This is a genomic window from Streptomyces sp. NPDC047515, assembly GCF_040643055.1.
GTDB lineage: Bacteria > Actinomycetota > Actinomycetes > Streptomycetales > Streptomycetaceae > Streptomyces.
Window position 1 is genome coordinate 13,088 of sequence record NZ_JBEYTM010000061.1, and the last position, 22,098, is coordinate 35,185.

The following is a 22,098-nucleotide window of genomic DNA, read 5'->3' on the forward strand; positions in this document are numbered from 1 at the left end:
CATGATGTGGGATTGAGTATGAACGGAGTGTTTCACCGCAGCGTTGTCCGGGCTCTCGACTCCCGTAATGTGGCAACCATATGCCCCGACATCCCCCCTCACGAACGGAGAGTGACCCGATATGACCGAGGCCGCGGCGGCGCGTGCTCCCGGCGGAGCGCAGGCGGTTCGGCGCGCCCTGGACGTGCTGCACTGTTTCCACGAAAACGGCCCCGACCTCAGCGCGTCCGACCTCGCCCGCCGCCTCGGACTCCCGGTCTCCACGGCGCACCGGCTGGCCCGGACACTGCTCGGCGCGGACTTCCTGGAGCAGGACGCCCGTACGTCCCGCTACCGGCTCGGCCCCGCCGTGACCGAACTGGGCCGGCTCTCGTACCACCAGCGCGGTCTGCACCTGGCCGCTCCGGAGCTGGCGGATCTCGCCGAGCGCACGGGGGCCACCGCGGACCTGGCGCTGCGCAGCGGCCCCCATGCGGTGATCGTCGCGGGTGGTTCGGTCACCCCGAAGGTGGGGCTGCGCAGACCACTTCACTCCACGGCGCTCGGCAAGATACTGCTGGCCTGGGCCCGGCCGGGCGAGGGCGGGCCCTCCTCCCTCCCTCCGCTCCCCGCGTTCACCGACCGCACGATCGTCGAACCTGCCGCGCTGGAGGCCGAGTTGGCGAAGGTCAGGTCCGACTCGTACGCGCTCAACGACGGCGAGTCGGCGTACGGGGTGCGGACCCTGGCGGTCCCGGTGCTGGACGGGTGCGGGTACGCGCGCTTCGCCCTCGCGGTCCGGGCCACGCCGTCCGTGATCACGAACGCGCGCACCGAGTGGTTCCTGTCGCAGGCCCGCTCCTGTGCGCGGGCCCTGGAGATCCTGCTGCTGTCCCCGGCGGAACGCCGTCCTCCGGCGCCCTGAGCAGAAGGCGCTGTCGGCACCGCGTGGCACGATATGAATCGCCCGGGGCAGGTGCCGGGCGGGACGGCAGCCGGGCTGCGCGGACAGAGGAACGTACATGACAGAGGCCGGACCGACGGAGACCGGGGCACCCACGGGAAAGACCGCCCGGGAGCTGCTGGCGCAGGCCGAGCGGTTGCTGGACACGGCGCGCGCGGTGCGGGCCGATCACGCCCGCGCCGTCGACGCCGTGCACACGGCGCTGGCTCCGCTGCTCGACTCCCTCATCCGTCGCGAGCTGTCGGCGATCCCCGTCTCCCGGCTCAAGGACGTCACCGAGGGCAGGCTGCGGCTCGGCGCGGTCGAGCAGGCCGGCTTCACGAACGTCGGCCAGGTCCACGAGGCCAATCGCTACGAGCTCCGCCAGATCCCGGGAGTCGGCGCGCAGACCGCCGACCAGGCGCTGGCCGCGGCCGGGCAGATCGCCCACGCGGTACGGGACACGGTCGCGGTCCGGATAGACGTGGACACCCCGGACGACTCCACGACCGCGCTGGTCACAGCGTTGCACCGGCTGGTCGAGGCCGGTCCCGACGTCCGTCGGGCGGTGGACGCGGCGGTCCGGCTCATCGAAAGTCTTGAGCCACTGCTGACCGCGGCGGGGCCGGCCCGTGGGCGGCTGCGCATGCTGTTCGCCCGGCGCCCGGCCCGCGCCGAGGCCCTGGCGGCCGTCGCCTCGGTGCGGGCCGTCGTCGCCGAAGCGGCGGCGCGCGAGCTTCTCCTGCTGTTCGGGCAGGTGTCCGTCGATCTGCTGAGGGAAACGGACTCGGACCTCACGGCATGGGTCGACTTCGAACTGCGGTCCGCCGAGTACTACAGCCTCCTCGCCGAACTGTCGGGCACCGGCCCCGACCGGGACGCGGCCGAGGGGTTCCTCCCGACCGGAATCGCGGACCGGGTGCGCGGCCTGCGGCTCGACGACGCCCATCTGCGCGTCTCCCTGCGCGGCTACCAGTCGTTCGGCGCACGGTTCGCGCTCGCGCAGAAGCGGGTGATCCTCGGTGACGAGATGGGACTCGGCAAGACCGTCCAGGCCATTGCCGCGCTCGCGCATCTCTCCGCACGGGGCGAGACCCACTTCCTGGTGGTCTGCCCGGCGAGCGTACTGATCAACTGGGCGCGCGAGGTCCGTGCCCGGTCCACCCTGCGCGCGCTGCCGGTGCACGGGCCCGAGCGGCAGGGCGCGTTCGCCGAGTGGCGGCAGTCCGGCGGGGTCGCCCTCACCACGTTCGACGCGCTGCACACCCTGCCGGCCGCCCGGGACTGCGAGATGAGACCCGGCATGCTCGTGGTCGACGAGGCCCACTATGTGAAGAACCCCGCCACCCGGCGGTCCCGGGCGGTGTCCGGCTGGACGCAACGCACCGAACGGGTGCTGTTCCTGACGGGTACACCGATGGAGAACCGGGTCGAGGAGTTCCGCAGCCTGGTCCGCCACCTCCAGCCCGAACTGGCACCCTCGATCCACACCACCCATGGAGCCGCGGGTTCACACGCCTTCCGCAAGGCCGTCGCCCCGGCCTATCTGCGGCGCAATCAGGAGGATGTGCTGACGGAACTCCCGGCGCTGGTGCAGGTCGACGAGTGGGAGGAGTTCAGCGAGGGCGATCTCGACGCCTACCGCGAGGCGGTGGGCGCCGGGCACTTCATGCGGATGCGCCGGGCAGCGTACGCCCGGCCCGCCACGTCCGCCAAGCTTCACCGGCTGAGCGAACTGGTCGCGGAGGCCGCGGACAACGGCCTCAAGGTCGTCGTGTTCTCGTACTTCCGCGAGGTGCTCCTCACTGTCGGACAGGCCCTGGGAGAAAGCGCGTTCGGACCTCTCGCGGGGAGCCTCCCGGCCGCCCGGCGCCAGGAGATCATCGACGACTTCACCGCCGTGGAGGGCCATGCCGTCCTGCTGAGTCAGATCCAGGCCGGCGGGGTCGGGCTGAACATGCAGGCCGCCTCGGTCGTCATCATCTGTGAACCGCAGATCAAGCCGACGATGGAGCACCAGGCGGTGGCCCGCGCCCACCGGATGGGACAGATACGGACCGTCCAGGTGCACCGCCTCCTCGCGGCCGACAGCGTGGACGAACGGATGCTGAACATCCTGGCCCGCAAGGAGCGGCTGTTCGACCTCTACGCACGGCGCAGCGCCGTCGCCGAGACGACGCCGGACGCCGTGGACGTGTCGAACGGGGCTCTGGCCCGGCGCATCGTCGAGGAGGAACAGCTGCGCCTCGCCACCGGGGCGGCCGGAACAGCCCCGGCGGTGCCGGAGAACTGACCGGTCGGGAGCCGTGCGCCGCCGGATCACGGACCGCCGCGCCCTCGCCCGTCGTTCCGGTCCGGCAGTCCCGGCCCGGACACCGGGGAGCACGTGGCTCACGCCGCTGCCTCGGCGGGCCCCCGCCGAACCAGCCTGGGCGAAGGGGCGTCCGGAGCCGTCCTCCATGGCGCGGCCGGCCCGGTTCTCCCGGATGAACCGGGTCCGCCCCCACCGTGCCCTGCGGGAAACGCGGTGGAGCCGAGCCGATCACCCTGGTTAGGGTCGTGGGATGAGTACTCATACCTTCCGTATCACCGTCCGCGGTGTCTTCGACGGGCTCGGCACCGATCAGCGCGCCGAGCTCCTGGCCCGTGCCGCGGAGCACGACATCCTGCGCGCCGCCTTCACCGCTGAGGGGCACCTCAGCTACGACCTGGCCGCGCGCCCCGCCTTCACCTTCCGCTTCCTGGACTCTGGGGAAGCAGAAGAGGACATCCTGGAAGCGACCGAACGCGCTGAGGACGCGGCGAAGGCGTGGCTGGCCGAACGCGGCTACGGCCACAAGAACCTCAGGAGCAACGCCGAGGACCTCTCCCAGGCGCCACTGGGCAAACGGCAGCGCCGGGCCGCAGCGCAGAAGAACGGCTGATCCCGCAGCGGCACTCCCTCCACCCGCCCGCCCGCCGGGTATTCCTCTCCGCGCGTTCCGCCCCTGACAGGCGCTCGCCCCGCCGAGCACCAGCAGGCACGACGGACGGCTGTCTCTCAGCTCCGGACCTTGGTCGCGCGACCTGGATCCGGCATCCGACGCGGAAGCCCTCCGCAACCCCGGAACAAAAAAATCCTTGAGTACTCAAGCAACGATATGCTTGAGTACTCAAGGAGGTAGCAATGAATGACGCGCTGGATGTGTCACTGCGTCTCGTCCGGGCCCAGACGGCCCTGGTGAAGCGGTTCGACGCGACCCTGTCGGGGCTGCACGGCGTGAGCCTGGCCGACTTCACGATGTTGTTGCGCCTGCGGCAGGCGCCCGGTGGCCGGATGCGTCGGGTGGACCTGGCCGAGACATTGGGGCTGACCGCCTCCGGGGTGACCCGGGGACTGGCTCCACTGGAGCGGATCGGGCTGGTCACACGCGAGACGGATGCCCGTGACGGACGGGTGGCCTATGCGGCACTGACCGACACCGGCCGCGAACGCCTGAAAGACATGCTCGCCTCGGCCGAGCAGATCGCCGCCGAGATCTTCGCCGTTCCCCTGTGGAACAAGGAGGACGTCGGGCACCTGTCCACCTTGCTGACCCGCCTCGGCGGCACCGGGCTCGCCGGCCACAAAACCCCGCCCCCGTAACCCCGTAGGAGTCCCCCGTGAAGACCACCCTCGCCCCGCACCAACCACCCGTCACCCCGGCCGACACCGCGACAGCCATCCGCACGGCGGGCCTGCGCAAGGTCTACCAGCGGGGGCAGGACGGTCTCGTCGCCCTCGAAGGCCTGGACCTCACGGTCGGCCGGGGCGAGTTCTTCGGCCTGCTCGGCACCAACGGCGCCGGCAAGTCCACCACGATCGGCATGCTCACCACGCTGGTCACGCCTACCGCCGGAACCGCGTGGGTCGCGGGCCACGAGGTCGGCGCCGACCCGGTCGGCGTGAAGTCCCGCATCGGCGTCGTGCCCCAGGCCAACACCCTGGACCGCGCGCTCACCGTGCTGGACAACCTCGCCTTCCGCGGACGCTACTTCGGCATGTCCGCATCGGCCGCCCGTCGCCGGGCGCTGGAACTGCTGGAGCAGTTCGCCCTCGCCGACAAGGCCGGTGCCAAGGCCCATCAGCTCTGCGGCGGCCAGGCCCGCCGGGTCATGATCGGCCGGGCCCTGATGCACCTGCCCGAGGTGCTCTTCCTGGACGAGCCGACCGCCGGCGTCGACCCCCAGGCACGCGAGGACCTCTGGCGGATCATCGGGAGCGTGCACGAGGCCGGCCAGACCGTGGTGCTGACCACGCACCACCTCGACGAGGCCGAGGCCCTGTGCCGACGCCTCGCCGGTCCAGACCTGAAGGCACCCTGCCCCGGCGGACGCCGGATTCACTGCGCCGGAGCACGTCGAGGACCTGTACCCGGCGGACAAGCACGGCACGACGATCACCGCCGAGGACGGGGCGGCCGAGTGGATTCACCGGCAGTCCGGCACCGCTCGGCCGCTGCCCACCGGCCGACCCGATCGCCTCACCCCGAAGCGGCCTTGCCCGTACCGGCCTTGTCCATACCGGCCATGCCCTTACCGGTCGTTTCCTTACCGGTCTTGTCCGGAGCGGTCTTGTCCGGAGCGGTCTTGTCCGGAGCGGTCTTGTCCGGAGCGGTCTTGTCCGGAGCGGCCGTGTGGGTCGCCATGTCGTGCGGGTCGTACCCCGGCACGGTGCCGTCCGGCTTGGCGACCAGCAGCAGTCCGGCCATGCCCATGTCGGAGTGGCTCTGCACATGGCAGTGGTACATCCAGGCACCGGCGCCCACGTGTTCGCCCGCGATCACCTGGAAACCGAAGGAGTCCGCCGGGCCCACGATCTTCGTGTCGATGACCCGGCTCGGATCGTCGGGGCCGGTGAGCAGGCCGGTCCGGTTGTCCGCCCAGCGATGACCGTGGATGTGGAACGTGTGGTAGTACTCGCCGTGGGTGATCATGACCACTTCGAGCCGGTCGCCCACCGTGGCCTCGAAGTTGGGGCTCTCATGGGCCGCCTTGTTGTTGATCGTCATGTCGTTGAAGACGATCGTGATCGTCTTGTCCGGCAGGAGGTCTCCCTTGCGCCGGACGATCACCGGACCGTACAGGCCCTTCCTGATGCCGCCGGTGCCGTGGTCCGTGCCGACGACATGGTCGTGGTAATGCCAGTAGCCGGCGCTGCCCGGCTGCCAGGTGCCGTCCTTGCGCCGGCCCGGCGCATGGGTGCGCCAGGTGTAGGTGCGGGTGTCGCCCGGCTCGACGATGCTCTTGTTCATCCGGGTGCCGTCGCTCGCGATGTCGTAGTCGACGCCGTGCGCGTGAAGACTGGCCGGCACGTCCATCGCGTTCTCGAACTCGATGTGCAGGGTGTCGCCCTCGTTGATCTCGATGAGGGGTCCGGGCACCGACGCCTTCCCCTTCTCCAGGCCGTACCCCATCCGACCGTCCGCCAGCTTCTCCGCGTACAGCTTGAGATGGCGGACGATGCCGCCCGCCGGGGCGGTCTTCGGTGGAGGCTCTGCCGAACTGGCCTCGATCGCACCGAGCGACAACGATGTCAATCCGGTCGCGGCCGCCACTCCACCACCTACCAGCAATCGCCGGTTGAAGCTCCTTCTGTCCATGTCGAACTCCCCACTGCACTAAGGAATTTACGGAGTCTTTGCGAACGCGCCCGGCTCTCGGGGACTGCGGAGATACGGAGGTTACGGGGATCACGGCGGCTTCAGGGGGCGCCGGAGCGGGCGGGGCGCGGGCGCCCCCCGGACGGCCCACACCGTAGCCGGAGGATCTTCGTTTATCCACACCCAGGACAAAGTTTGTGCCATTGCTGCCATAGCTATTGGCGAGTCACGAAAAGAGGTCTAGCTTCATCCGCTGTTGCAGTGACCAAAGAGGGGTGGGTGACCACATGCAGCGCACACCACATCACAGGTCCAGATCGCGACGCGGACTTGCGGCGGCCCTGGCGGCCGGCGCACTGACCGCCTCCTTGCTCGGCGCCAACACCGCCAACGCCAGGCCCTATCCGGAGCCGCCGCGAAGTATGGCGACAACGTTGTCCCTCCCGTCGCCGCCGGGCGGCGCCAACGTCAAGGTGCTGGTGTTCCATGCCTCCGCCACCGAGGAGTCCCCGACCGTCGACGCCGGAATCGCGGCGATCGAGAAGATCGGGCTCACCGGACCCGAAGCGGGCCGGTTCCGCACCGTCGCCACCGACGACCCGGCCGTCTTCACCAACGGCAAGCAGCTCGGCAAGTACAACGCCGTGGTCTTCCTCACGGGTGGCGGCGATGTGCTCGACCCGGAGCAGGAGGCCGGCCTGGAGGCGTACATGGAGGCGGGCGGCGGCTTCCTCGGCATCCACGACGCGGCGCGCACGGAGCCGTACTCGGACTGGTTCACCGGTCTGATCGGAGCCCGTCCGGCAGCCGACAGCCCAACCGGCATACAGCGAGCGACGGTTGAGATCGGTGACCGGCAGCATCCGGCGACCAAGAACCTGCCGCTGGAGTGGAAACGCCCGGACAAGTGGCTGAACTGGACGAAGAACCCGTCCGGCGATGTGCACACCGTGGCTCGCGTGCGGGAGATCACGTACAAGCCCGGCGCGAGCGCCAACGGCTGGGACCATCCGGTCTCCTGGTGCCGGGACTACGACGGCGGCCGGTCCTTCTACACGGCGATGGGCGGTACGGTCGACAGCTTCGCGGAGACCGACTTCCGCGACCATCTGCGTGGCGCGCTGGCCTGGACGACGCGGATCTCGCAGGCCGACTGCAAGGCGACGATCACCTCCAACTACAAGGCGCAGCGCGTCACCCAGCCCAATCAGCCGGGCCAGAACGACCAGATCGGCGAGCCGCACGGCCTGGTCGTCGCCCCGGACGGACGGGTGCTGTACATCGGCCGCGGTGGCGCCGACAGCAGCAAGCCGGTCGTCACCGACTGGAACGACCCGGACATCGGCAAGGGGCTGGGACAGATCCATGTCTACGACCCGAAGACCGGGAAGGTGACCCTCGCCGGCGCGCTGACGATCTTCGGCAACAAGGGCGGCGGCGACGAGCTGGTCAAGGTCGAGGAGGGATTGCTCGGGATCGAGCTGGACCCGGACTTCGAGAAGAACGGCTGGGTGTATCTGCACTACACACCGCACTCGAAGATCGACCGCGACAAGCAGATGGCGGTGCGTCAGGTCTCCCGCTTCACCCTGGACCTGGCGACCAACAAGCTCGATCTGTCCTCCGAGAAGGTGCTGTTGCACTGGCCGGTCCAGGTCCACAGCTGCTGCCACGCCGGCGGCGGGATGGCCTGGGACTCCAAGGGCAACCTGTACATCGCCACCGGTGACAACAACTCCTCGGGCTTCAGCGACGGTTACTCCGGCAACAACCCGGCACCCAACTACAAGGGCGTCTCGTTCGCCGATGCCCGGCGCACCGCGGGCAACACCAACAACCTCAACGGCAAGATCCTGCGGATCCACCCCGAGGACGACGGCAGCTACACACTGCCCGAGGGCAACCTCTTCACCGGCAAGGAGCCCGACGAGGGCGGCGGCAGGACGCGTGGCGAGATCTATGTGATGGGCGTGCGCAACCCCGCCCGGATCTCCATCGACAAGGCGACCGACACGCTGTACGCGGGCTGGGTCGGCCCCGACGCGGGCGCACCGTCCACCACCTGGGGCCCGGCCAAGTACGACACGTTCGCCGCGATCACCAAGGCGGGCAATCACGGCTGGCCGTACTGCATGGGCAACAAGCAGCCCTACCGGGACCGCAATCTGCCGGATCCGGGCAAGCCGCTCGGCTGGTACGACTGCGACCACCCCAAGAACGAGTCGCCGAACAACGACGGCCTGGTGAATCTGCCGCCGATCACCTCCAACACCATCTGGTACTCGCCGCAGGGCGGTGGCGTGGACTACCCGCGCGACGCGAACGGCATCCCGAGCTACAAGGCGGAGGAGCAGAAGCAGCTGCTGCCCTGGCTCAAGGGCGGCGGTCAGGCCACGATGAACGGTCCGGTCTACCGGTACGACGCGGCGAGCACCAGCGCCGACAAGTGGCCCTCCTACTGGGACGGCAAGTGGTTCGTCGGTGACTTCTACGACGACACCCAGCCGCGGCACGCCGTGCTCACCGACCCGAGGACGGCCGGCAAGGGCGGTCTGCCCACGCACGCCGAGTCCCTGAAGAAGATCATCCCGGTCGGGGCGGACGGCATCCGCAACCTGATGGACTGGAAGTTCGCCCCGGACGGTTCCCTGTACGTCCTGGACTACGGGCGCGGCTTCTTCACCTCCGACTCCAAGTCCGCGCTGTGGCGTGTGACGTACAAGGGCGGCGGTCCGACCCCGGCCGCCGCGGACCTGGCATGGAAGGCGGCAGTGGGATGAGACACCGTTCGATCCTCTCGCGACGGCGCTACCGGCCCGTCCGGTTGTGGCTCGCCCTGCTGGGCTCGTTGCTGATGGTGCTGGGGCTGACCTCGACGGCGGCGTACGGCCGCACGGCGGCTCCCGGCACCGCGGCGGCCGACCAGGTCCTCACCTGGACGGCGGGCGACTCCATCGACCACTATCTGTCCGCTCCGAAGACCGCGGTGGCCGGCAAGGCGACCATCGTCTTCGAGAACAGCGCGGCGACCGGGAACACCACGGGGATGCCGCACACCCTCACGTTCAGCGTCTCGGACCCAGAGTTCAACAACGACGTCTCGCTGAACATCCTCGCCAACCCCGCCGACGACCAGGGCGGCAAGCACACCGCCGAGGTCACGCTCTCCCCCGGCCGGTACTTCTTCCACTGCACCATGCCGGGGCACGAGGCGATGCAGGGCATCCTCACCGTGACGGACGGCGGCGGTACGGACACCACCGCGCCCGAGACCTCGGCGAAGGTCGACGGCGACAAGAACGCCGACGGCGCCTACGTCGGTCAGGCGACGGTCACCGTCTCGGCGACCGACGACAGCTCGGGGGTGGACACCGTCGAGTACGCGGTCGGGGCGGGCGGCGCCTGGCAGCCGTACACCACACCGATCGTGGTGAGCGAGGTCGGAACGCACACCATCCGGTACCGCGCCACCGACAAGGCGGGCAACACCGCCGCCGAGAAGTCCGTCGACTTCGCGGTCGCCGCACCGCCGACGGACGACAGGACGCCGCCGGAGACCTCGGCGACCGTCTCCGGGGAGAAGGACGACCAGGGGCGGTACCTCGGGATGGCGACGGTCACCGTGACCGCCTCCGACACCGGGTCCGGCGTCAACACCATCGAGTACGCGATCGGGGCGGACGGTGCCTGGAAGCCGTACACCGCCCCCGTGATGGTGCACGAGACCGGCACGCACCAAGTCCGCTACCGGGCCACCGACAGGGCGGGCAACACGGCCGCGGAGAAGTCCGTCGACTTCACCGTCGTCGCCCCGCCGACGCAGGACAGGACGCCGCCGGAGACCTCGGCCTCGGTCCAGGGGGACAAGAACTCCGACAACGCCTACATCACCAGCGCCAAGGTGACCATCACCGCGACCGACGCCGAATCGGGCGTGGACAGGATCGAGTACTCGCTCGACGGCGGCCCGTACCTCGCGTACACCGGCACCGTCATCGTCGACCGCGTCGGCTATCACACCGTCGCCCACCGCGCGACGGACAAGGCCGGCAACACCTCCCTGGCGAAGCAGGTGTCGTTCACCGTCGCGGAGAGCGGCGGCGTACCGGCGCCGAACTGCCCGGAGTTCGACGAGCGGCTCACCGTCATCGTCGGCACGGTGGACACCGGGGTTCCCAACCGGATCACCGGCAATCGCTGCACGATCAACGAACTGATCGAGGACGAGAAGGACTGGTCGTCGCACGCGCTGTTCCTCAAGCACGTCGACACCGTCCTGGACAAGCTGCTCATGGCCGGTGTGATCGATGCCCGCGAGCACAAGAAGATCTACCGGGCGGCCAAGCAGTCCGGGATCGGCAAGCTTGGCCAGGACGAGGGCTACAAGAAGCTCTTCGACGGCACGGCGGCGTCCTTCGCCAAGTGGCAGCAGGTCGGCGGCGGCAGGTTCGGGCTCAACGCCGACGGCACCATCACCAGCTCCACCACGGTGGACGGCATGGGCATGCTCTGGTTCCCGGGACGGCAGTACGGCGACTTCTCGCTGAAACTCCAGTGGCGGGACGACGCCCCCGGCGCCGGCAACGCCAACAGCGGTGTGTTCGTCCGCTTCCCGAACGTCCACAACAACCCGGAGGAGTCGCGTCCGGAGTGGGTCGCCATCAAGTACGGCCACGAGGTGCAGATCCTCGACCGTCCGGACGGCGACATGTACAAGACCGGCTCGATCTACGGCTTCGACCGGATCGGTCTGGCCGGCGCCGGGGTCACCCCCAAGGGCACCTGGAACGACTACGAGATCCGGGTGGTCGACCAGCACTACTCGGTCTACCGCAACGGTGTCCTGCTGAACGAGTTCGACAACAACGGCGGTCAGGTCTTCGAGCCGCCGCGGGGTGACGACCCGGGAACCGACGGCCGGCGGTACGCCTCCGGTTACATCGGGCTCCAGGTCCACAGCACCACGGACGTGGTCTCGTACCGCGACATCCGGATCAAGGAGCTGTAGCCCGAACGGGTGTCAAATGGCCGTGACCGCGTGCTGGGGCATGTGGTCACGGCCTCCCGGGTGCCGGTGGCGCCACACCCAGAACACCGTGCAGGAGACCAGCAGCCATCCGGCGAGTACCAGGTACGGGAAGACCCGCTGATGGCCCTGGTAGTAGACAGCGGCGTGCTGGGCATTGACCGAGGCCCCCGGGGGGAGCCAGCGGCCGATGAAGCCGAGCACCGACGGCAGCAGCGGCCAGGACACCGCGCCGCCGGACGACGGGTTGCCCAGCATCACCATGAGTCCCCACGTGGGGAGCATCGCCCAGCGCCCGATCAGGGTGTTGAACATGGTGAAGACCATGCCCGTGGTGAGCATGGTGAAGGCGAGGATCAACCACGACTGGACGAACGGCAGGTCGACGGAGCCGAGCAGCCAGTCCACCACGGCGGCGATGGCGAACCCGCCGAGCAGGGAGTAGGCGAGGGTGAACCCGATCCGCTCCAGGGGCTGCAGCGCCTTGGCGTGCACGCTCAGCTGGATCGCCCCGACGAAGCCGACGATCACCGCCGCGAGCGAGATGTAGAAGAGCGCGAGGCCGCGCGGGTCGCCCCGCTGCAGGGGCTTGACGTCCGTGACCTTCACCGGCACATGGGTCGCCTGCCCCACCTTCAGCGTGGACTCGGTGAGCAGCTGGGCGACCGAGGCCCCGGACGCGCTCGCCACGTCCAGGCCGACCCCGCCGTCCTTCGACCGCAGGACGGCGAAGACCCTCTGCTCCTCCAGTGCGGTGCGGGCTTCGGCACCGTTCGCGTACTCGCGCAGCACCAGCGAGGTGTTGAGCGCGCCCTCCAGCCGGTCGAGGAAGACCGTGTCGCGCGGGGTGTCGAGCCGGCCGACCGCGGCGACCGGGATGTTGCGCGGAGTCGGGTTGGCCATCGCATACGTGTAGGAGCCCGCGAAGAGACCGGCCGCGGCCGCGATGATGAACAGGAGCACGACGGCGGGCAGATACGGGGACGCCTTGAACGCCGCCCACCGGTCACCGCGGGCCAGGGGCCGACCGTGTGCTCCGTGCGGGGCGGAGGGCTCCAGGTCGGGTGCGCTCATGCAGCGCCGTCCTCGTCGCGCCGGGCCCGGCTCGGCTGAACCCGCTTCGGTTCGCCCGGCATCTTCGGGTACTCCGGCGGGTAGGGCAGGTCGCCGAGTCCGCGCTCGCGTTCGTCCCGGTCGGCCAGCTCCAGCAGCCCGTCGAGCCGGAAGGCGTGCTCCTCCATGTCCGCGTGGACGTCGCCAGACTCCGCGTACCGCTTCGGCATGGTCCGGATGTCGAAGTCGCGCGGTTCGGCGTCGTCGATCTCCGCCCAGCGCAGCGGGGCGGAGACCGGGGCGCGCGGGAAGGGGCGTACGGAGTAGGCGGAGGCGATTGTGCGGTCACGGGCGGTCTGATTGAAGTCGACGAAGATCCGCTCGCCGCGCTCCTCCTTCCACCACGCGGTGGTGACCCGGTCCGGCATCCGGCGTTCCAGTGCGCGCCCGGCGGCGATGGCGGCGCGGCGGACCTCGGTGAAGGTCCACCGCGGCTCGATGGGGACGAAGACGTGGATGCCCCGGCCGCCGGAGGTCTTGGGCCAGCCGCGCAGACCGTGGTCGTCGAGGACGGACCGCAGCTCATGGGCGGCCCGCACCGCGTCCGCGTACTCCGTTCCGGGCTGCGGGTCGAGGTCGATGCGCAGTTCGTCCGGGTGGTCGGTGTCGGCGCTCCGGACCGGCCAGGGGTGGAAGGTGAGCGTGCCGAGGTTGGCGGCCCAGATGACGGCGGCGAGTTCGGTGGGGCAGATCTCGTCGGCGGGACGACCGCTGGGGAACGTGATCCGGGCGGTCGGGATCCAGTCCGGGAGGTTCTTCGGAGCCCGCTTCTGGTAGAAGAACTCGCCGTCGACGCCGTCCACGAAGCGCTGAAGGGTGGTCGGCCGGTCGCGCAGTGCGCGGGTGACGCCAGGGCCCACGGCCAGGAAGTACTCGGCCACGTCCCTCTTGGTGTAGCCCTTTTCGGGGAAATAGACCTTGTCCGGACTGGACAACCGTACGGCCCGTCCGTCGGCCTCCAGCTCCACCGCTCTTCCCGCTGCACCCATGACGGTCACGGTAAGTCGAGTTCACATATGCCGCATATCGGGAGACTTATGGGCACTCATGGACAAGAATCGGAGCCATGGATCTGCCGGTGATGCCGCCTGTGAAGCCGATGCTCGCCAAGTCCGTCTCGGAGATCCCGCCCGGTATGCAGTACGAGGCCAAGTGGGACGGCTTCCGTGCGATCGTGCACCGGGACGGCGAGGAGGTGGTGATCGGCAGTCGCACCGGAAAGCCGCTCACCCGCTACTTCCCCGAGCTGGTCACGGCCGTCCGGGAGAATCTGCCGCCGCGCTGTGTGATCGACGGCGAGATCGTGGTCGCGTACGACGGACGGCTGGACTTCGACCGGCTCAGCGAGCGCATCCACCCGGCCGATTCCCGGGTCCGGCTGCTCGCGGAGCAGACCCCGGCCAGTCTGGTCGCCTTCGACATCCTGGCGGTGGGCGACGATTCGCTGCTCTCCACCCGGCAGTCCGACCGCCGTGCCGTGCTGGAGGCGGCGCTGTCCGGTGCGTCGGCCCCGGTCCATCTCGCACCTGCGACCACGGACCCGGCGCTCGCCCGGGAGTGGTTCGAACGCTACGAGGGCGCGGGACTCGACGGTGTGGTCGCCAAACCGCTCGATCTGCCGTACCGCCCCGACACCCGGGTGATGTACAAGATCAAGCACGAGCGGACCGCCGACTGCGTGGTGGCGGGCTACCGCTTCCACAAGAGCGGTCCGGTCGTGGGCTCGCTGCTGCTCGGCCTGTACGACTCCGAGGGAGTCCTGCAGCACGTCGGGGTCTGTGCGGCGTTCTCGATGAAGCGCCGCGCGGAACTGGCCGCGGAGCTGGAACCGTTGCGCGTCGACTTCGCCGGGCATCCGTGGGCCGCCTGGGCGGACACCGAGGCGCACGAGCGCGCCCGGCTGCCCGGGGCGCCGAGCCGCTGGTCCGGGAAGAAGGACCAGTCGTGGGTGGCGCTGCGCCCGGAGCGGGTCTGCGAGGTGGCGTACGACCACATGGAGGGCGACCGTTTCCGGCACACCGCCCAGTTCCGCCGGTGGCGGCCGGACCGCACCCCTGGCAGCTGCACCTACGCGCAGTTGGAGGAGGTGGTGCGGTACGACCTGGCCGAGGTGCTGTCAGCCGGCGGAGGCTGAACCCGACGGCGTGGCACACGGGTCCTCGCTCGCGCTCGGGTCGGGCGACGGGGACTCGGTGGCTCCGGTCGAGTCGCTCGGATCGGGTGACACGGAGCTTGTCGGGCAGCCGGGGCTCGTGCCCGGTTCGGGCGCCGAGGTGCTGGGGTCGGGACTCGTTCCGGGGTCCGGGGTGGCCGATCCGCTGTCGGTCGGATCCGGGGAACCGCTGCCCGGATCGGTGGGGTGCGGGGAGCCGCTCGGGGGCGGGGAACCGGTGGGTGAGCCGGAGGGCTTCGGCGACGCCGACGGCGAGGGGCCGGGCGAACCACCGGGCTGCGGGCCGATGATGATGCCGCCGCCGGGGGCGCCGGGACCGCCCACCGGGTGCGTCGGCTTGTTCGGTCCGCCCGCGCCGGGGCTCTTCGGCACGGCGCCCTTGCCGTCGGCCACCGGGTGGATGCCCTTGCGGTAGAACTCCAGCCAGGACAGCACGGTGCGCAGATAGGTGTCGGAGTGGTTGTAGCTGAGGATCGCCCGGTCCAGATCGGCCTTCACGGACAGATCCCGCGCACCGGCGCAGAGGTAGTACCCGGCGGCCAGGGCCGCGTCGTAGACGTTGTTCGGATCGCGGCGGCCGTCGCCGTTCCCGTCCCTGCCCCAGTGGGCCCAGGTGGACGGGATGAACTGCATCGGGCCGACCGCCCGGTCGTAGCGGGTGTCGCCGTCGTACGCGCCGCCGTCGGTGTCCGGGATGTCGGCGAAGCCCGCGCCGTCGAGCACCGGCCCGAGGATCGGACTGAGCGTCGTGCCGTGGGCGTCGACCCGTCCTCCGCCCGCCTGGCCGGACTCGACCTTGCCGATCGCCGCGAGCAACTGCCACGGCAGATGGCATCCGGGGTCGGTGCGCCCCAGCACGCCCTCCGCCTTGCCGTAGGCGGCGAGCACCGTGGCGGGGATGCCCGCCTCGGCCCACGAGCGGGCGGCGGCCGGACTCTGCTTCACACCGCGCTGCGGCGGTTCCGGTGAGACCAGCGGTGATGGCAGTTCGGTGTGGTACGAGTCGTCGTTGGGCACATGCGTCCAGATGACCTCGTCGGCCTCCTGGCGTTCCTTCGCAGTCTGTTCATGGCGGATGTGTCCGGGCGCCTGGGACGCGGTGAGCGCGGCCATCGCGGCGACCGCGGCTGCCGTGCCGCCGAGTCCGCGGCGCATGGTGCCGATGAACCTCATGCGTGCTCCCCTCTCCCCCGGGTCACTGGGTGAACGTATCGATGGTGGAGATCCGCCAGGTGTCACCTCGGCGAACGGCGTCCACGGCGAACATGGCCGCCGCGTAGGTCGTCTCGTTCGACTTGCCGGTACGGGTGTTGCTCTGGTCGGCGAAGATCAGCAGCCGGGCCCGGTCGCCGTCGAGGAGTTCCACCCCGCTGTCCGTGACGGTCGTGGTCAGCACGAGCTTCTGCTTCTGCCCCTCGGCCCGTACCTGGGCGAGCATGTCCGCGTGCTGCTGGACCGCCTTGCCGACCAGGTAACTCTTCACTGCGCGCTCGGACTTGCCGGGTGCGGCGTAGTTGTACGAGAAGACCGCGCCGACGGCCTCGGAGATCTGCCCCTTCACCTCACTGGTGCGGCCGATGTCGGTGAGGGCGGCGTTCCGGCGGGCCGGATCGTCGCGCAGGCCGCCGGCCGAGCCGAACGCCCAGGCCGCGAAGGCGCCGAGCAGCACGGTGAGTGCGCACAGGACGGCGGGCAGCCGGTTGCGCGGACGGGATGTCCGCCCGCCGCGCGGTTCTGCCTCTTTCTTCGCCGGATCCGGTGTACCGGTGGCGTCCGCGGCCGCGTCGTGGGTGGGCGTCCGCTCCGCGGCGGGGGTCTTCCCGGGCGCCTCGGGTGAGGGGTCCGGTGACGTGGGCTCGGGCGGTGGGGCGGTGGCGGTGGCGCGCTCCGCGGCGACGGTGGCCAGTCGGCGCCGGCGGTTGACGAGGTGACGGGTCGTCGACATGTCCAGGGTCCTCTCGGTGGCGGGGTGGGGGCGGTCGCGTCAGCCGGCCGTGTTCCCGACGGGCGCCTGGCCGAGGGCGCTGAGCTTCCACCCCTCGGAGGTACGGGTGAGCTGCCCCAGCATCCGGCTCTCCTTCACCGCGGGCTTGCCCTTAGGTGCGGTCACGGTGACCCGGAGCGCCACCATGACCCCGGCCTTGCCGGCCCGGTCGTCGAGTTCCGTCACCGCCCCGGACAGGACCTGGGCCGTGCTGACGGTCTTCGCCTGCTCGATCTGCTTCACGAACGCGTCCCGTCCGTCGACGAGTTGCTTGTGCAGATCACCGGCGGTGGAGTCCTCCCAGCTGTCGAGGCCGTTCGCCAGCTTCCGGTGGTCGAGCGTGTTCATGTTCTGCACGGCCTGCTCGCCCGCGGCCAGTGCGTCGTCGCGGGCCTGCGCGTACGCGGCCGATTCGTCGTGCGCGGCTTCGTACCGGGCCACCGCGCCCCAGCCGGCCGCGCCGGCCGCCGCGACGGTCAGCACGATCGCCACCGCCACCAGCGGGTTGCTCGTCATCCGTACCCGTGCCATTGCTGTCTCTCCCCTGCGGCCGATCCGTGCCGATTCGCGCGTGTGGGCTCTGCTATCTGGAGGTGATCTCGACGACGGTCCAGTGTCCGTCCTTCAACCGGGCCGTGACGGAGAGCTGTGCCGCCGCCGTGGTGGCCGGCTTGCCCTCGCGTTCGTAGACCTGGTCGAGGAAGACGAGCAGATGGGCGCTGTCGCCGGTCAGCCGGGTGACTCCGGCGCGTACGACATGGGTGGTGAGCGTCAGCTTCTGGTCGGCGGCCTGCTTCTCGACCTGGCCGAACAGGGCCGCGTACTGCTGGAGGGCCCTGCCCGCCAGCAGTTGCTTCGCCGACTCCTTGGTGACTCCGGTGTCCTGCGGGCTGTACGAGAAGACCTTGCCGAGCGCGTTGCTGACATCGCCGGCGACCCGGGTGGTCGCGCCGCTGTCGGTCAGCGCGCGGTTCGAGGTGGCCGGGGTGTCCCGCAACTGCCTGCCCTTGGCGAAGAGCGTGCCGCCGGCCGCGAGGAGCACGACGGCCAGTGCCGCGGCCACGACGCGCGGCCAACGGCGGCCCGTCCCGGGCGTGTCCGTGCCGTCCTCGTCGCAGGCCCCTTCGAGTCCGTCGACGTCCTCGACCTCCTTGACGTCCTCGGTGTTCTGCGCCTCCACGTCCGTGCTCACGACCGCCGTCCCTCCGCGCTGCCGCTGCTTCATGCGCCGCCCCCGACCGGTATGGCGGTGAGCGCCTTGACCTTCCAGCCGTCCGGGGTCCGTGCGAGCGTGGCCCCGAAGCGTTTGCGCTCGGTTCCGCCCCTGCCGGTGCGCGAAGTAACCTCGACGTCGACGGTGGCGATCAGCTCCGCCGTGCCGGTCCGCACGTCGAGCGCGGTGAGCGCCGCGTCGGTGACCTTGCCGCGTGCGGTGGAACCGGACTTCGTCAGTTCGCCCGCGTCCTTTCCCCGGGTGCGCCTGAGCTGGTCGTGCAGCGGCCCGGTCGAGCAGTCGAGCCAGGCGCCGAGGCTGGCGTCGACGGTCTTGGCGTTCTTGCCGTCCAGGCTGTTCAGCCGGGCGAGGTGGTGCTTCCCGTCGGTCAGCGCGGCATCGCGCGCCTTCGCGTACGCCAGGTCCTCGTCATCGCGCGCGTCGGCGTAGGACCAGCCGCCCAGTGCGCAGACCAGCGCGGCCACGAGCAGTGCCGCCCAGACGCTCAGGGTCTTCGTACGGGACGTCATGCGCCGCCTCCCTCTCCGAGTCCCAGCAGACCGGCCATGCCGTCGTCGGCCGTCGAGGTGCTCCCGGCGACGCCGAGTGCTCCGGGAAGCCGGTCCGCCGAGCCGTGCCCGAGGAGCATCGAGCCCGGCTTGGCGGGCTCGGGCACGGCGCCGCCCTTCGGCGCGTTGGCGCTGCCTCGGACATTGATCCCGGTGCCGGGCGACGAGGTGCAGCGGGCCTTGGTGTTGAACGGTGCGCCGGCCGAGGTGTCCAGGCCGCTGCGGTAGGGCGTGGAGCCGTATCCGGCGGTGCAGGGCAGCGGTTCGAAGAAGGTGACCGACATGCCGAACCGGGCGCCGTTCCCGTCCACCGCGCTCGATCCCGCCGCCGCCACCGCGGGCAGCTTCACCAGGAGTTCCTCCAGTCCGCGCTGCCGGGTGACGGCGACCTCGGAGGTGGTGAGGAGATTGGCGACGACGACACCGAAGCTCGGGTCGAGGTCCCGCAGCAGTCCACTGATCTGGCCGGTCGCGTCGGGGGCGACCGCGATCAGCCTGCGCAGGTCGGTGTCGGATCCCTTGAGTTCGGCGGCCAGTTGCTCGGCACCGGAGGCGAAGCCCTTGAGTGCCTCGCCCTGTTCGGCCTGGGTGCGCAGCACGGTTTCGCCGTCGACCATCAGCCGGGTGTTGACGGGCAGCGCGTCGTCGGCCGCCTGCACGAAGTCGCTCCCGGTGTCCAGCAGCACCTGGAGGTCGTCGCCGCGCCCCTCGAACGCGGTCCCGAACTCGTCGACGACGGTGCGCAGGGATTCCGGATCGACTGAGCCAGCCAGGTCGTTGACGCTGGTGAGGACGTTGGTGACGGGGGCCGGGACGGTGGTGTCGGCCTGGTCGACCACCGAGCCGTTCGCGAGGTACGGGCCCCCGGTGCGGGTGGGCCGCAGATCCACGTACTGCTCGCCGACCGCGGAGAGGTTGGCGACGACGGCCTTGAGGCTGTCCGGGATGGGCGGGGCGTCGTTCTCGATGCGCAGTTCGGCCTCCACCCCGTCGTCGGTGAGCTCGATCGGCCCGACCCTGCCCACCGACACGCCTCGGTAGGTGACGTTGGAGTGGGTGTACAGCCCGCCGGTCCGAGGGAGTTGCACCGTGACGGTGTAGTAGCCGCGCATGCCGATGTAATGACCGAGGTCGGCGTAGCGCACCCCGAGATAGCCGAGGACGAGCACCGCGATGATCAGGAAGGCGATGTTCTTCAGCCGGATGGCAAGGGTGATCATCAGCTGGCCCCCTTCCTGCCCGACGGGGCGACCGAGGGCAGCGGCAGCGGCAGCGCCGTGCCGGATTTCGCGTTCGTGGGGGCCGGTGTGGCGTCCGGGTCCAGTGCGGGGATGACCTGGGTGCCGGGCATGGCCGTCACATCCAGGTAGACATTGAGGTAGTCGCCCTTCACACCGCGCAGCACCTCGTCCGTGAACGGGTAGGTGAGCAGCACCTGGAGGGAGTCCGGCAGGTCCCTGCCGGAGTCGGCGAGCGCCTTGAGAGTGGGGGCGATGGCCTTGAGGTCGGCGACCATGTCGGCCTTGCTCTTGTTGATCGTGTCGACGGCGACGGTCGAGAGGGTGTCGAGCGAGCGCAGCATGGTGAGGAGCGAACCGCGCTGCTTCTCCAGGACCTTCAGGCCGGGGCTGAGCCCGGTGAGGACCGTGCCGACGTCCTGTTTGCGGGTGGCGAGGGTGGCGGCGAGCCGGTTGACGCCGTCGAGTGCGTCGGTGATGTCCTGCTTGTGGCCGTCCAGGTTCGTGACGAGGGTGTCGACCCGGTTCAGCATGGAGCGGACCTGGGGTTCCTGTCCGGCGAGTGCCTTGTTGAGTTCGGTGGTGATGGTCTTGAGCTGGTTGATGCCACCGCCGTTGAGGAGCATCGACAGGGCGCCGAAGACCTCCTCGACCTCGGGATTGCGGTTGGTCCGGGTCAGCGGGATCCGGTCTCCGTCGGCGAGCCGGCCCCGGGCGGTGCCGGTGGCGGGCGGCGAGAGCTGGATGTACTTCTCGCCGAGGAGGCTGGACTGTTCGAGGTGGGCGTAGGCGTTCCGGGGCAGTTCGACCTTGCCGTTGACCCGCATGGTGACCTTGGCGTTCCAGCTGTCCGAGCCCAGCGAGATCCTGGTGACGCGACCGACGGCGACGTCGTTGACCTTGACCGAGGACTGCGGGGAGAGGCTGAGGACGTCCGCGAACTCCGCGGTGATCTCGTAGGGATGGTCACCGAGATCGGCGCCGCCGGGCAGCGGCAGCTGGTCGATGCCGGTGAACGTCGGCAGGCCGACGCCGGTGACGACCAGGGCGAGGCCGACACCCACGGCCAGCATCGCGGCGACGCCGGTCGTGCGGGCTCCGGGTCTGCGCAGGGCCGGGCTCATCGGTTCGCCCCCTTCTTGTCCGTGGTCGTCTTCACCGGGGTCCCGTAGACGGTGCCGACGGTCGGCAGCGGCAGGGCGGGCAGCGCCTTCTGCCGTGCGGCGTCCACCGGTGCGAGGCCCGCCAGTCCGGTGGCCGGGCTCTCGGTGAGGGGTCCGCCCATGGAGAGCTCATTGAGGTTCGTGCGGCCGTTGAGGGTGCGGTTCACCGGGTCGTAGGCGTTGACCACGTTGTCCGCGGCGAGAGGCAGCGTGTCCATCGACTCGGCGAGTGAGGCGCGCTGGTCCACCAGGGTCTGGGTGAGCGGCACCAGGGCGTCCACGTTCGCCTTCAGGGCAACGCGGTTCTTCTGGATGAAGGTCTTGACCTGGCCCAGGGCGGTGCCCAGCTCCTTCAGGGCGGCGCTGAGATTCTCCTTGTCGTCGGCGAGGAATCCCGTGACCGAGTTGAGCTGCTGTTCGGCGGCGCGCACATTGCCGTCGTTGTCCTTCAGCATGGTGGTGAAGGTCTGCAGGTAGGACAGCGTGTCGAAGAGGTTTCCGCTGCTCCGGTCGAGGGTCTTGGTCGCCTTGCCGAACTGTTCGATGGAGTTCCCGATGGCTTTTCCGTTGCCGTCGAGGTTCTTGGCGCCGGTGTCGAGGAGTCCGGAGAGCGCTCCGTCGGCGTTGGCTCCCTCGGGGCCGAGGGCCTTGGACAGCTTCGTGATGGAGTCGTACAACTGGTCGACCTCCACCGGCGTGGCGTTCTTCGCGGCGGGCAGCACGGCGTGGTCCGCGACCAGCGGTCCGCCGTCGTACGCGGGGGCGAGCTGGACGTAGCGGTCGGCGACGAGGCTGGGGGCGACGACCACGGCGTGCGCCTCCTTGGGGACCCTGACGCCCTTGTCGACCCGCAGGGTGACCCTGACCTCTTCGCCGCGCGGCGTGACCGACTCGACCCTGCCGACCTTGACACCGAGGATCCGCAGGTCCGATCCGGCGTACACACCGGTGGCCTGGTCGAAGTAGGCGGTGATGGTGGTCGTTCCCTCGTCGTCCATGGCCCTCACCCCGGTGGTGGCCGCGACGGCCACCACGACGAGTCCGGCGCCGATGCCGATGATGCGCGTCATTCTCAT

At 70.1% G+C, this 22,098-nt stretch carries 18 protein-coding genes and 1 pseudogene; 8 read left to right on the plus strand and 11 right to left on the minus strand.

What is annotated here, in order from left to right; translation table 11 throughout:
- Window positions 1–121: 121 nt before the first annotated feature.
- The 5 genes and pseudogenes from ABZ826_RS32810 to ABZ826_RS32830 all read left to right on the plus strand — a co-directional run.
- Window positions 122–904, plus strand: coding sequence for an IclR family transcriptional regulator (locus ABZ826_RS32810; RefSeq protein ID WP_361456592.1), 783 nt, complete (start codon window positions 122–124; stop codon window positions 902–904).
- A 97-nt stretch (window positions 905–1,001) separates the two neighbouring features.
- Window positions 1,002–3,215 carry a DEAD/DEAH box helicase gene (locus tag ABZ826_RS32815; RefSeq protein WP_361456595.1) on the plus strand — a complete coding sequence of 738 codons (2,214 nt, stop codon included), beginning with the start codon at window positions 1,002–1,004 and terminating at the stop codon, window positions 3,213–3,215.
- 271 nt (window positions 3,216–3,486) lie between these two features.
- Window positions 3,487–3,846, plus strand: a complete 360-nt coding sequence (locus ABZ826_RS32820; protein WP_361456598.1) for a DUF6204 family protein — start codon at window positions 3,487–3,489, stop codon at window positions 3,844–3,846.
- 242 nt (window positions 3,847–4,088) lie between these two features.
- The gene (locus ABZ826_RS32825; protein WP_361456601.1) at window positions 4,089–4,547 is read left to right on the plus strand and encodes a MarR family winged helix-turn-helix transcriptional regulator; all 459 of its coding nucleotides are present in this window, start codon (window positions 4,089–4,091) and stop codon (window positions 4,545–4,547) included.
- A gap of 17 nt (window positions 4,548–4,564) precedes the next feature.
- Window positions 4,565–5,539 (plus strand): annotated as a pseudogene (locus ABZ826_RS32830) (ABC transporter ATP-binding protein); the annotation flags it as partial.
- On the opposite strand, the gene ABZ826_RS32835 reads toward ABZ826_RS32830, so the two are convergent.
- Window positions 5,425–6,543 (minus strand): multicopper oxidase domain-containing protein, encoded by a 1,119-nt coding sequence (locus tag ABZ826_RS32835; protein WP_361456604.1) that lies wholly within the window; start codon window positions 6,541–6,543, stop codon window positions 5,425–5,427. The pseudogene ABZ826_RS32830 and the gene ABZ826_RS32835 sit on opposite strands and share 115 nt — an antisense overlap.
- 341 nt (window positions 6,544–6,884) lie before the next feature.
- Here ABZ826_RS32835 and ABZ826_RS32840 point away from each other — a divergent pair, with 341 nt between their 5' ends.
- Both ABZ826_RS32840 and ABZ826_RS32845 read left to right on the plus strand, forming a co-directional pair.
- Window positions 6,885–9,323, plus strand: a complete 2,439-nt coding sequence (locus ABZ826_RS32840) for a ThuA domain-containing protein (protein ID WP_361456670.1) — start codon at window positions 6,885–6,887, stop codon at window positions 9,321–9,323.
- Complete coding sequence (locus ABZ826_RS32845; protein WP_361456607.1) at window positions 9,320–11,551, plus strand: family 16 glycoside hydrolase; 2,232 nt, start codon at window positions 9,320–9,322, stop codon at window positions 11,549–11,551. Before ABZ826_RS32840 ends, ABZ826_RS32845 begins: the two co-directional genes overlap by 4 nt.
- A gap of 12 nt (window positions 11,552–11,563) precedes the next feature.
- Here ABZ826_RS32845 and ABZ826_RS32850 read toward each other — a convergent pair whose 3' ends face one another.
- Both ABZ826_RS32850 and ligD read right to left on the minus strand, forming a co-directional pair.
- Window positions 11,564–12,643: an ABC transporter permease gene (locus tag ABZ826_RS32850; RefSeq protein WP_361456610.1), complete on the minus strand. Its 1,080-nt coding sequence runs from the start codon at window positions 12,641–12,643 to the stop codon at window positions 11,564–11,566.
- Complete coding sequence (gene ligD, locus ABZ826_RS32855) at window positions 12,640–13,650, minus strand: non-homologous end-joining DNA ligase (protein ID WP_361456673.1); 1,011 nt, start codon at window positions 13,648–13,650, stop codon at window positions 12,640–12,642. The genes ABZ826_RS32850 and ligD overlap by 4 nt, the downstream gene beginning before the upstream one ends.
- Before the next feature lie 98 nt (window positions 13,651–13,748).
- On the opposite strand from ligD, the gene ABZ826_RS32860 reads away from it, so the two are divergent.
- Complete coding sequence (locus ABZ826_RS32860; RefSeq protein ID WP_361456613.1) at window positions 13,749–14,816, plus strand: ATP-dependent DNA ligase; 1,068 nt, start codon at window positions 13,749–13,751, stop codon at window positions 14,814–14,816.
- Here ABZ826_RS32860 and ABZ826_RS32865 read toward each other — a convergent pair.
- From ABZ826_RS32865 to ABZ826_RS32900, 8 genes are read right to left on the minus strand one after another with little or no spacing between them, the layout of a single operon-like run.
- Window positions 14,799–16,028, minus strand: coding sequence for a lytic transglycosylase domain-containing protein (locus ABZ826_RS32865; protein WP_361456616.1), 1,230 nt, complete (start codon window positions 16,026–16,028; stop codon window positions 14,799–14,801). The genes ABZ826_RS32860 and ABZ826_RS32865 overlap by 18 nt on opposite strands.
- Before the next feature lie 22 nt (window positions 16,029–16,050).
- Window positions 16,051–16,800, minus strand: coding sequence for a hypothetical protein (locus ABZ826_RS32870; protein ID WP_361456619.1), 750 nt, complete (start codon window positions 16,798–16,800; stop codon window positions 16,051–16,053).
- A 39-nt stretch (window positions 16,801–16,839) separates the two neighbouring features.
- Complete coding sequence (locus tag ABZ826_RS32875) at window positions 16,840–17,370, minus strand: hypothetical protein (protein ID WP_361456622.1); 531 nt, start codon at window positions 17,368–17,370, stop codon at window positions 16,840–16,842.
- Between the two features lie 52 nt (window positions 17,371–17,422).
- Window positions 17,423–18,064, minus strand: a complete 642-nt coding sequence (locus tag ABZ826_RS32880) for a hypothetical protein (RefSeq protein WP_361456625.1) — start codon at window positions 18,062–18,064, stop codon at window positions 17,423–17,425.
- A complete protein-coding gene (locus ABZ826_RS32885) occupies window positions 18,061–18,582 on the minus strand; it encodes a hypothetical protein (protein WP_361456628.1) in 522 nt (173 codons plus the stop codon). The genes ABZ826_RS32880 and ABZ826_RS32885 overlap by 4 nt, the downstream gene beginning before the upstream one ends.
- A complete protein-coding gene (locus ABZ826_RS32890; protein ID WP_361456631.1) occupies window positions 18,579–19,841 on the minus strand; it encodes an MlaD family protein in 1,263 nt (420 codons plus the stop codon). Before ABZ826_RS32890 ends, ABZ826_RS32885 begins: the two co-directional genes overlap by 4 nt.
- Window positions 19,841–20,983 (minus strand): MCE family protein, encoded by a 1,143-nt coding sequence (locus tag ABZ826_RS32895; RefSeq protein ID WP_361456634.1) that lies wholly within the window; start codon window positions 20,981–20,983, stop codon window positions 19,841–19,843. The genes ABZ826_RS32890 and ABZ826_RS32895 overlap by 1 nt, the downstream gene beginning before the upstream one ends.
- Window positions 20,980–22,098: an MCE family protein gene (locus ABZ826_RS32900; protein ID WP_361456637.1), complete on the minus strand. Its 1,119-nt coding sequence runs from the start codon at window positions 22,096–22,098 to the stop codon at window positions 20,980–20,982. The genes ABZ826_RS32895 and ABZ826_RS32900 overlap by 4 nt, the downstream gene beginning before the upstream one ends.

What these genes read in the sequence shown, in the direction of transcription:
- ABZ826_RS32850 (WP_361456610.1), bottom strand. Translation starts at nt 12,643, where the DNA reads ATGAGCGCACCCGACCTGGAGCCCTCCGCCCCGCACGGAGCACACGGT.
- ABZ826_RS32860 (WP_361456613.1), top strand. Translation starts at nt 13,749, where the DNA reads ATGGATCTGCCGGTGATGCCGCCTGTGAAGCCGATGCTCGCCAAGTCC.
- ABZ826_RS32810 (WP_361456592.1), top strand. Translation starts at nt 122, where the DNA reads ATGACCGAGGCCGCGGCGGCGCGTGCTCCCGGCGGAGCGCAGGCGGTT.
- ABZ826_RS32895 (WP_361456634.1), bottom strand. Translation starts at nt 20,983, where the DNA reads ATGAGCCCGGCCCTGCGCAGACCCGGAGCCCGCACGACCGGCGTCGCC.
- ABZ826_RS32825 (WP_361456601.1), top strand. Translation starts at nt 4,089, where the DNA reads ATGAATGACGCGCTGGATGTGTCACTGCGTCTCGTCCGGGCCCAGACG.
- ABZ826_RS32900 (WP_361456637.1), bottom strand. Translation starts at nt 22,098, where the DNA reads ATGAGAATGACGCGCATCATCGGCATCGGCGCCGGACTCGTCGTGGTG.
- ABZ826_RS32820 (WP_361456598.1), top strand. Translation starts at nt 3,487, where the DNA reads ATGAGTACTCATACCTTCCGTATCACCGTCCGCGGTGTCTTCGACGGG.
- ABZ826_RS32875 (WP_361456622.1), bottom strand. Translation starts at nt 17,370, where the DNA reads ATGGCACGGGTACGGATGACGAGCAACCCGCTGGTGGCGGTGGCGATC.
- ABZ826_RS32870 (WP_361456619.1), bottom strand. Translation starts at nt 16,800, where the DNA reads ATGTCGACGACCCGTCACCTCGTCAACCGCCGGCGCCGACTGGCCACC.
- ABZ826_RS32815 (WP_361456595.1), top strand. Translation starts at nt 1,002, where the DNA reads ATGACAGAGGCCGGACCGACGGAGACCGGGGCACCCACGGGAAAGACC.
- ABZ826_RS32880 (WP_361456625.1), bottom strand. Translation starts at nt 18,064, where the DNA reads ATGAAGCAGCGGCAGCGCGGAGGGACGGCGGTCGTGAGCACGGACGTG.
- ABZ826_RS32885 (WP_361456628.1), bottom strand. Translation starts at nt 18,582, where the DNA reads ATGACGTCCCGTACGAAGACCCTGAGCGTCTGGGCGGCACTGCTCGTG.
- ABZ826_RS32835 (WP_361456604.1), bottom strand. Translation starts at nt 6,543, where the DNA reads ATGGACAGAAGGAGCTTCAACCGGCGATTGCTGGTAGGTGGTGGAGTG.
- ABZ826_RS32845 (WP_361456607.1), top strand. Translation starts at nt 9,320, where the DNA reads ATGAGACACCGTTCGATCCTCTCGCGACGGCGCTACCGGCCCGTCCGG.
- ABZ826_RS32890 (WP_361456631.1), bottom strand. Translation starts at nt 19,841, where the DNA reads ATGATCACCCTTGCCATCCGGCTGAAGAACATCGCCTTCCTGATCATC.
- ABZ826_RS32865 (WP_361456616.1), bottom strand. Translation starts at nt 16,028, where the DNA reads ATGAGGTTCATCGGCACCATGCGCCGCGGACTCGGCGGCACGGCAGCC.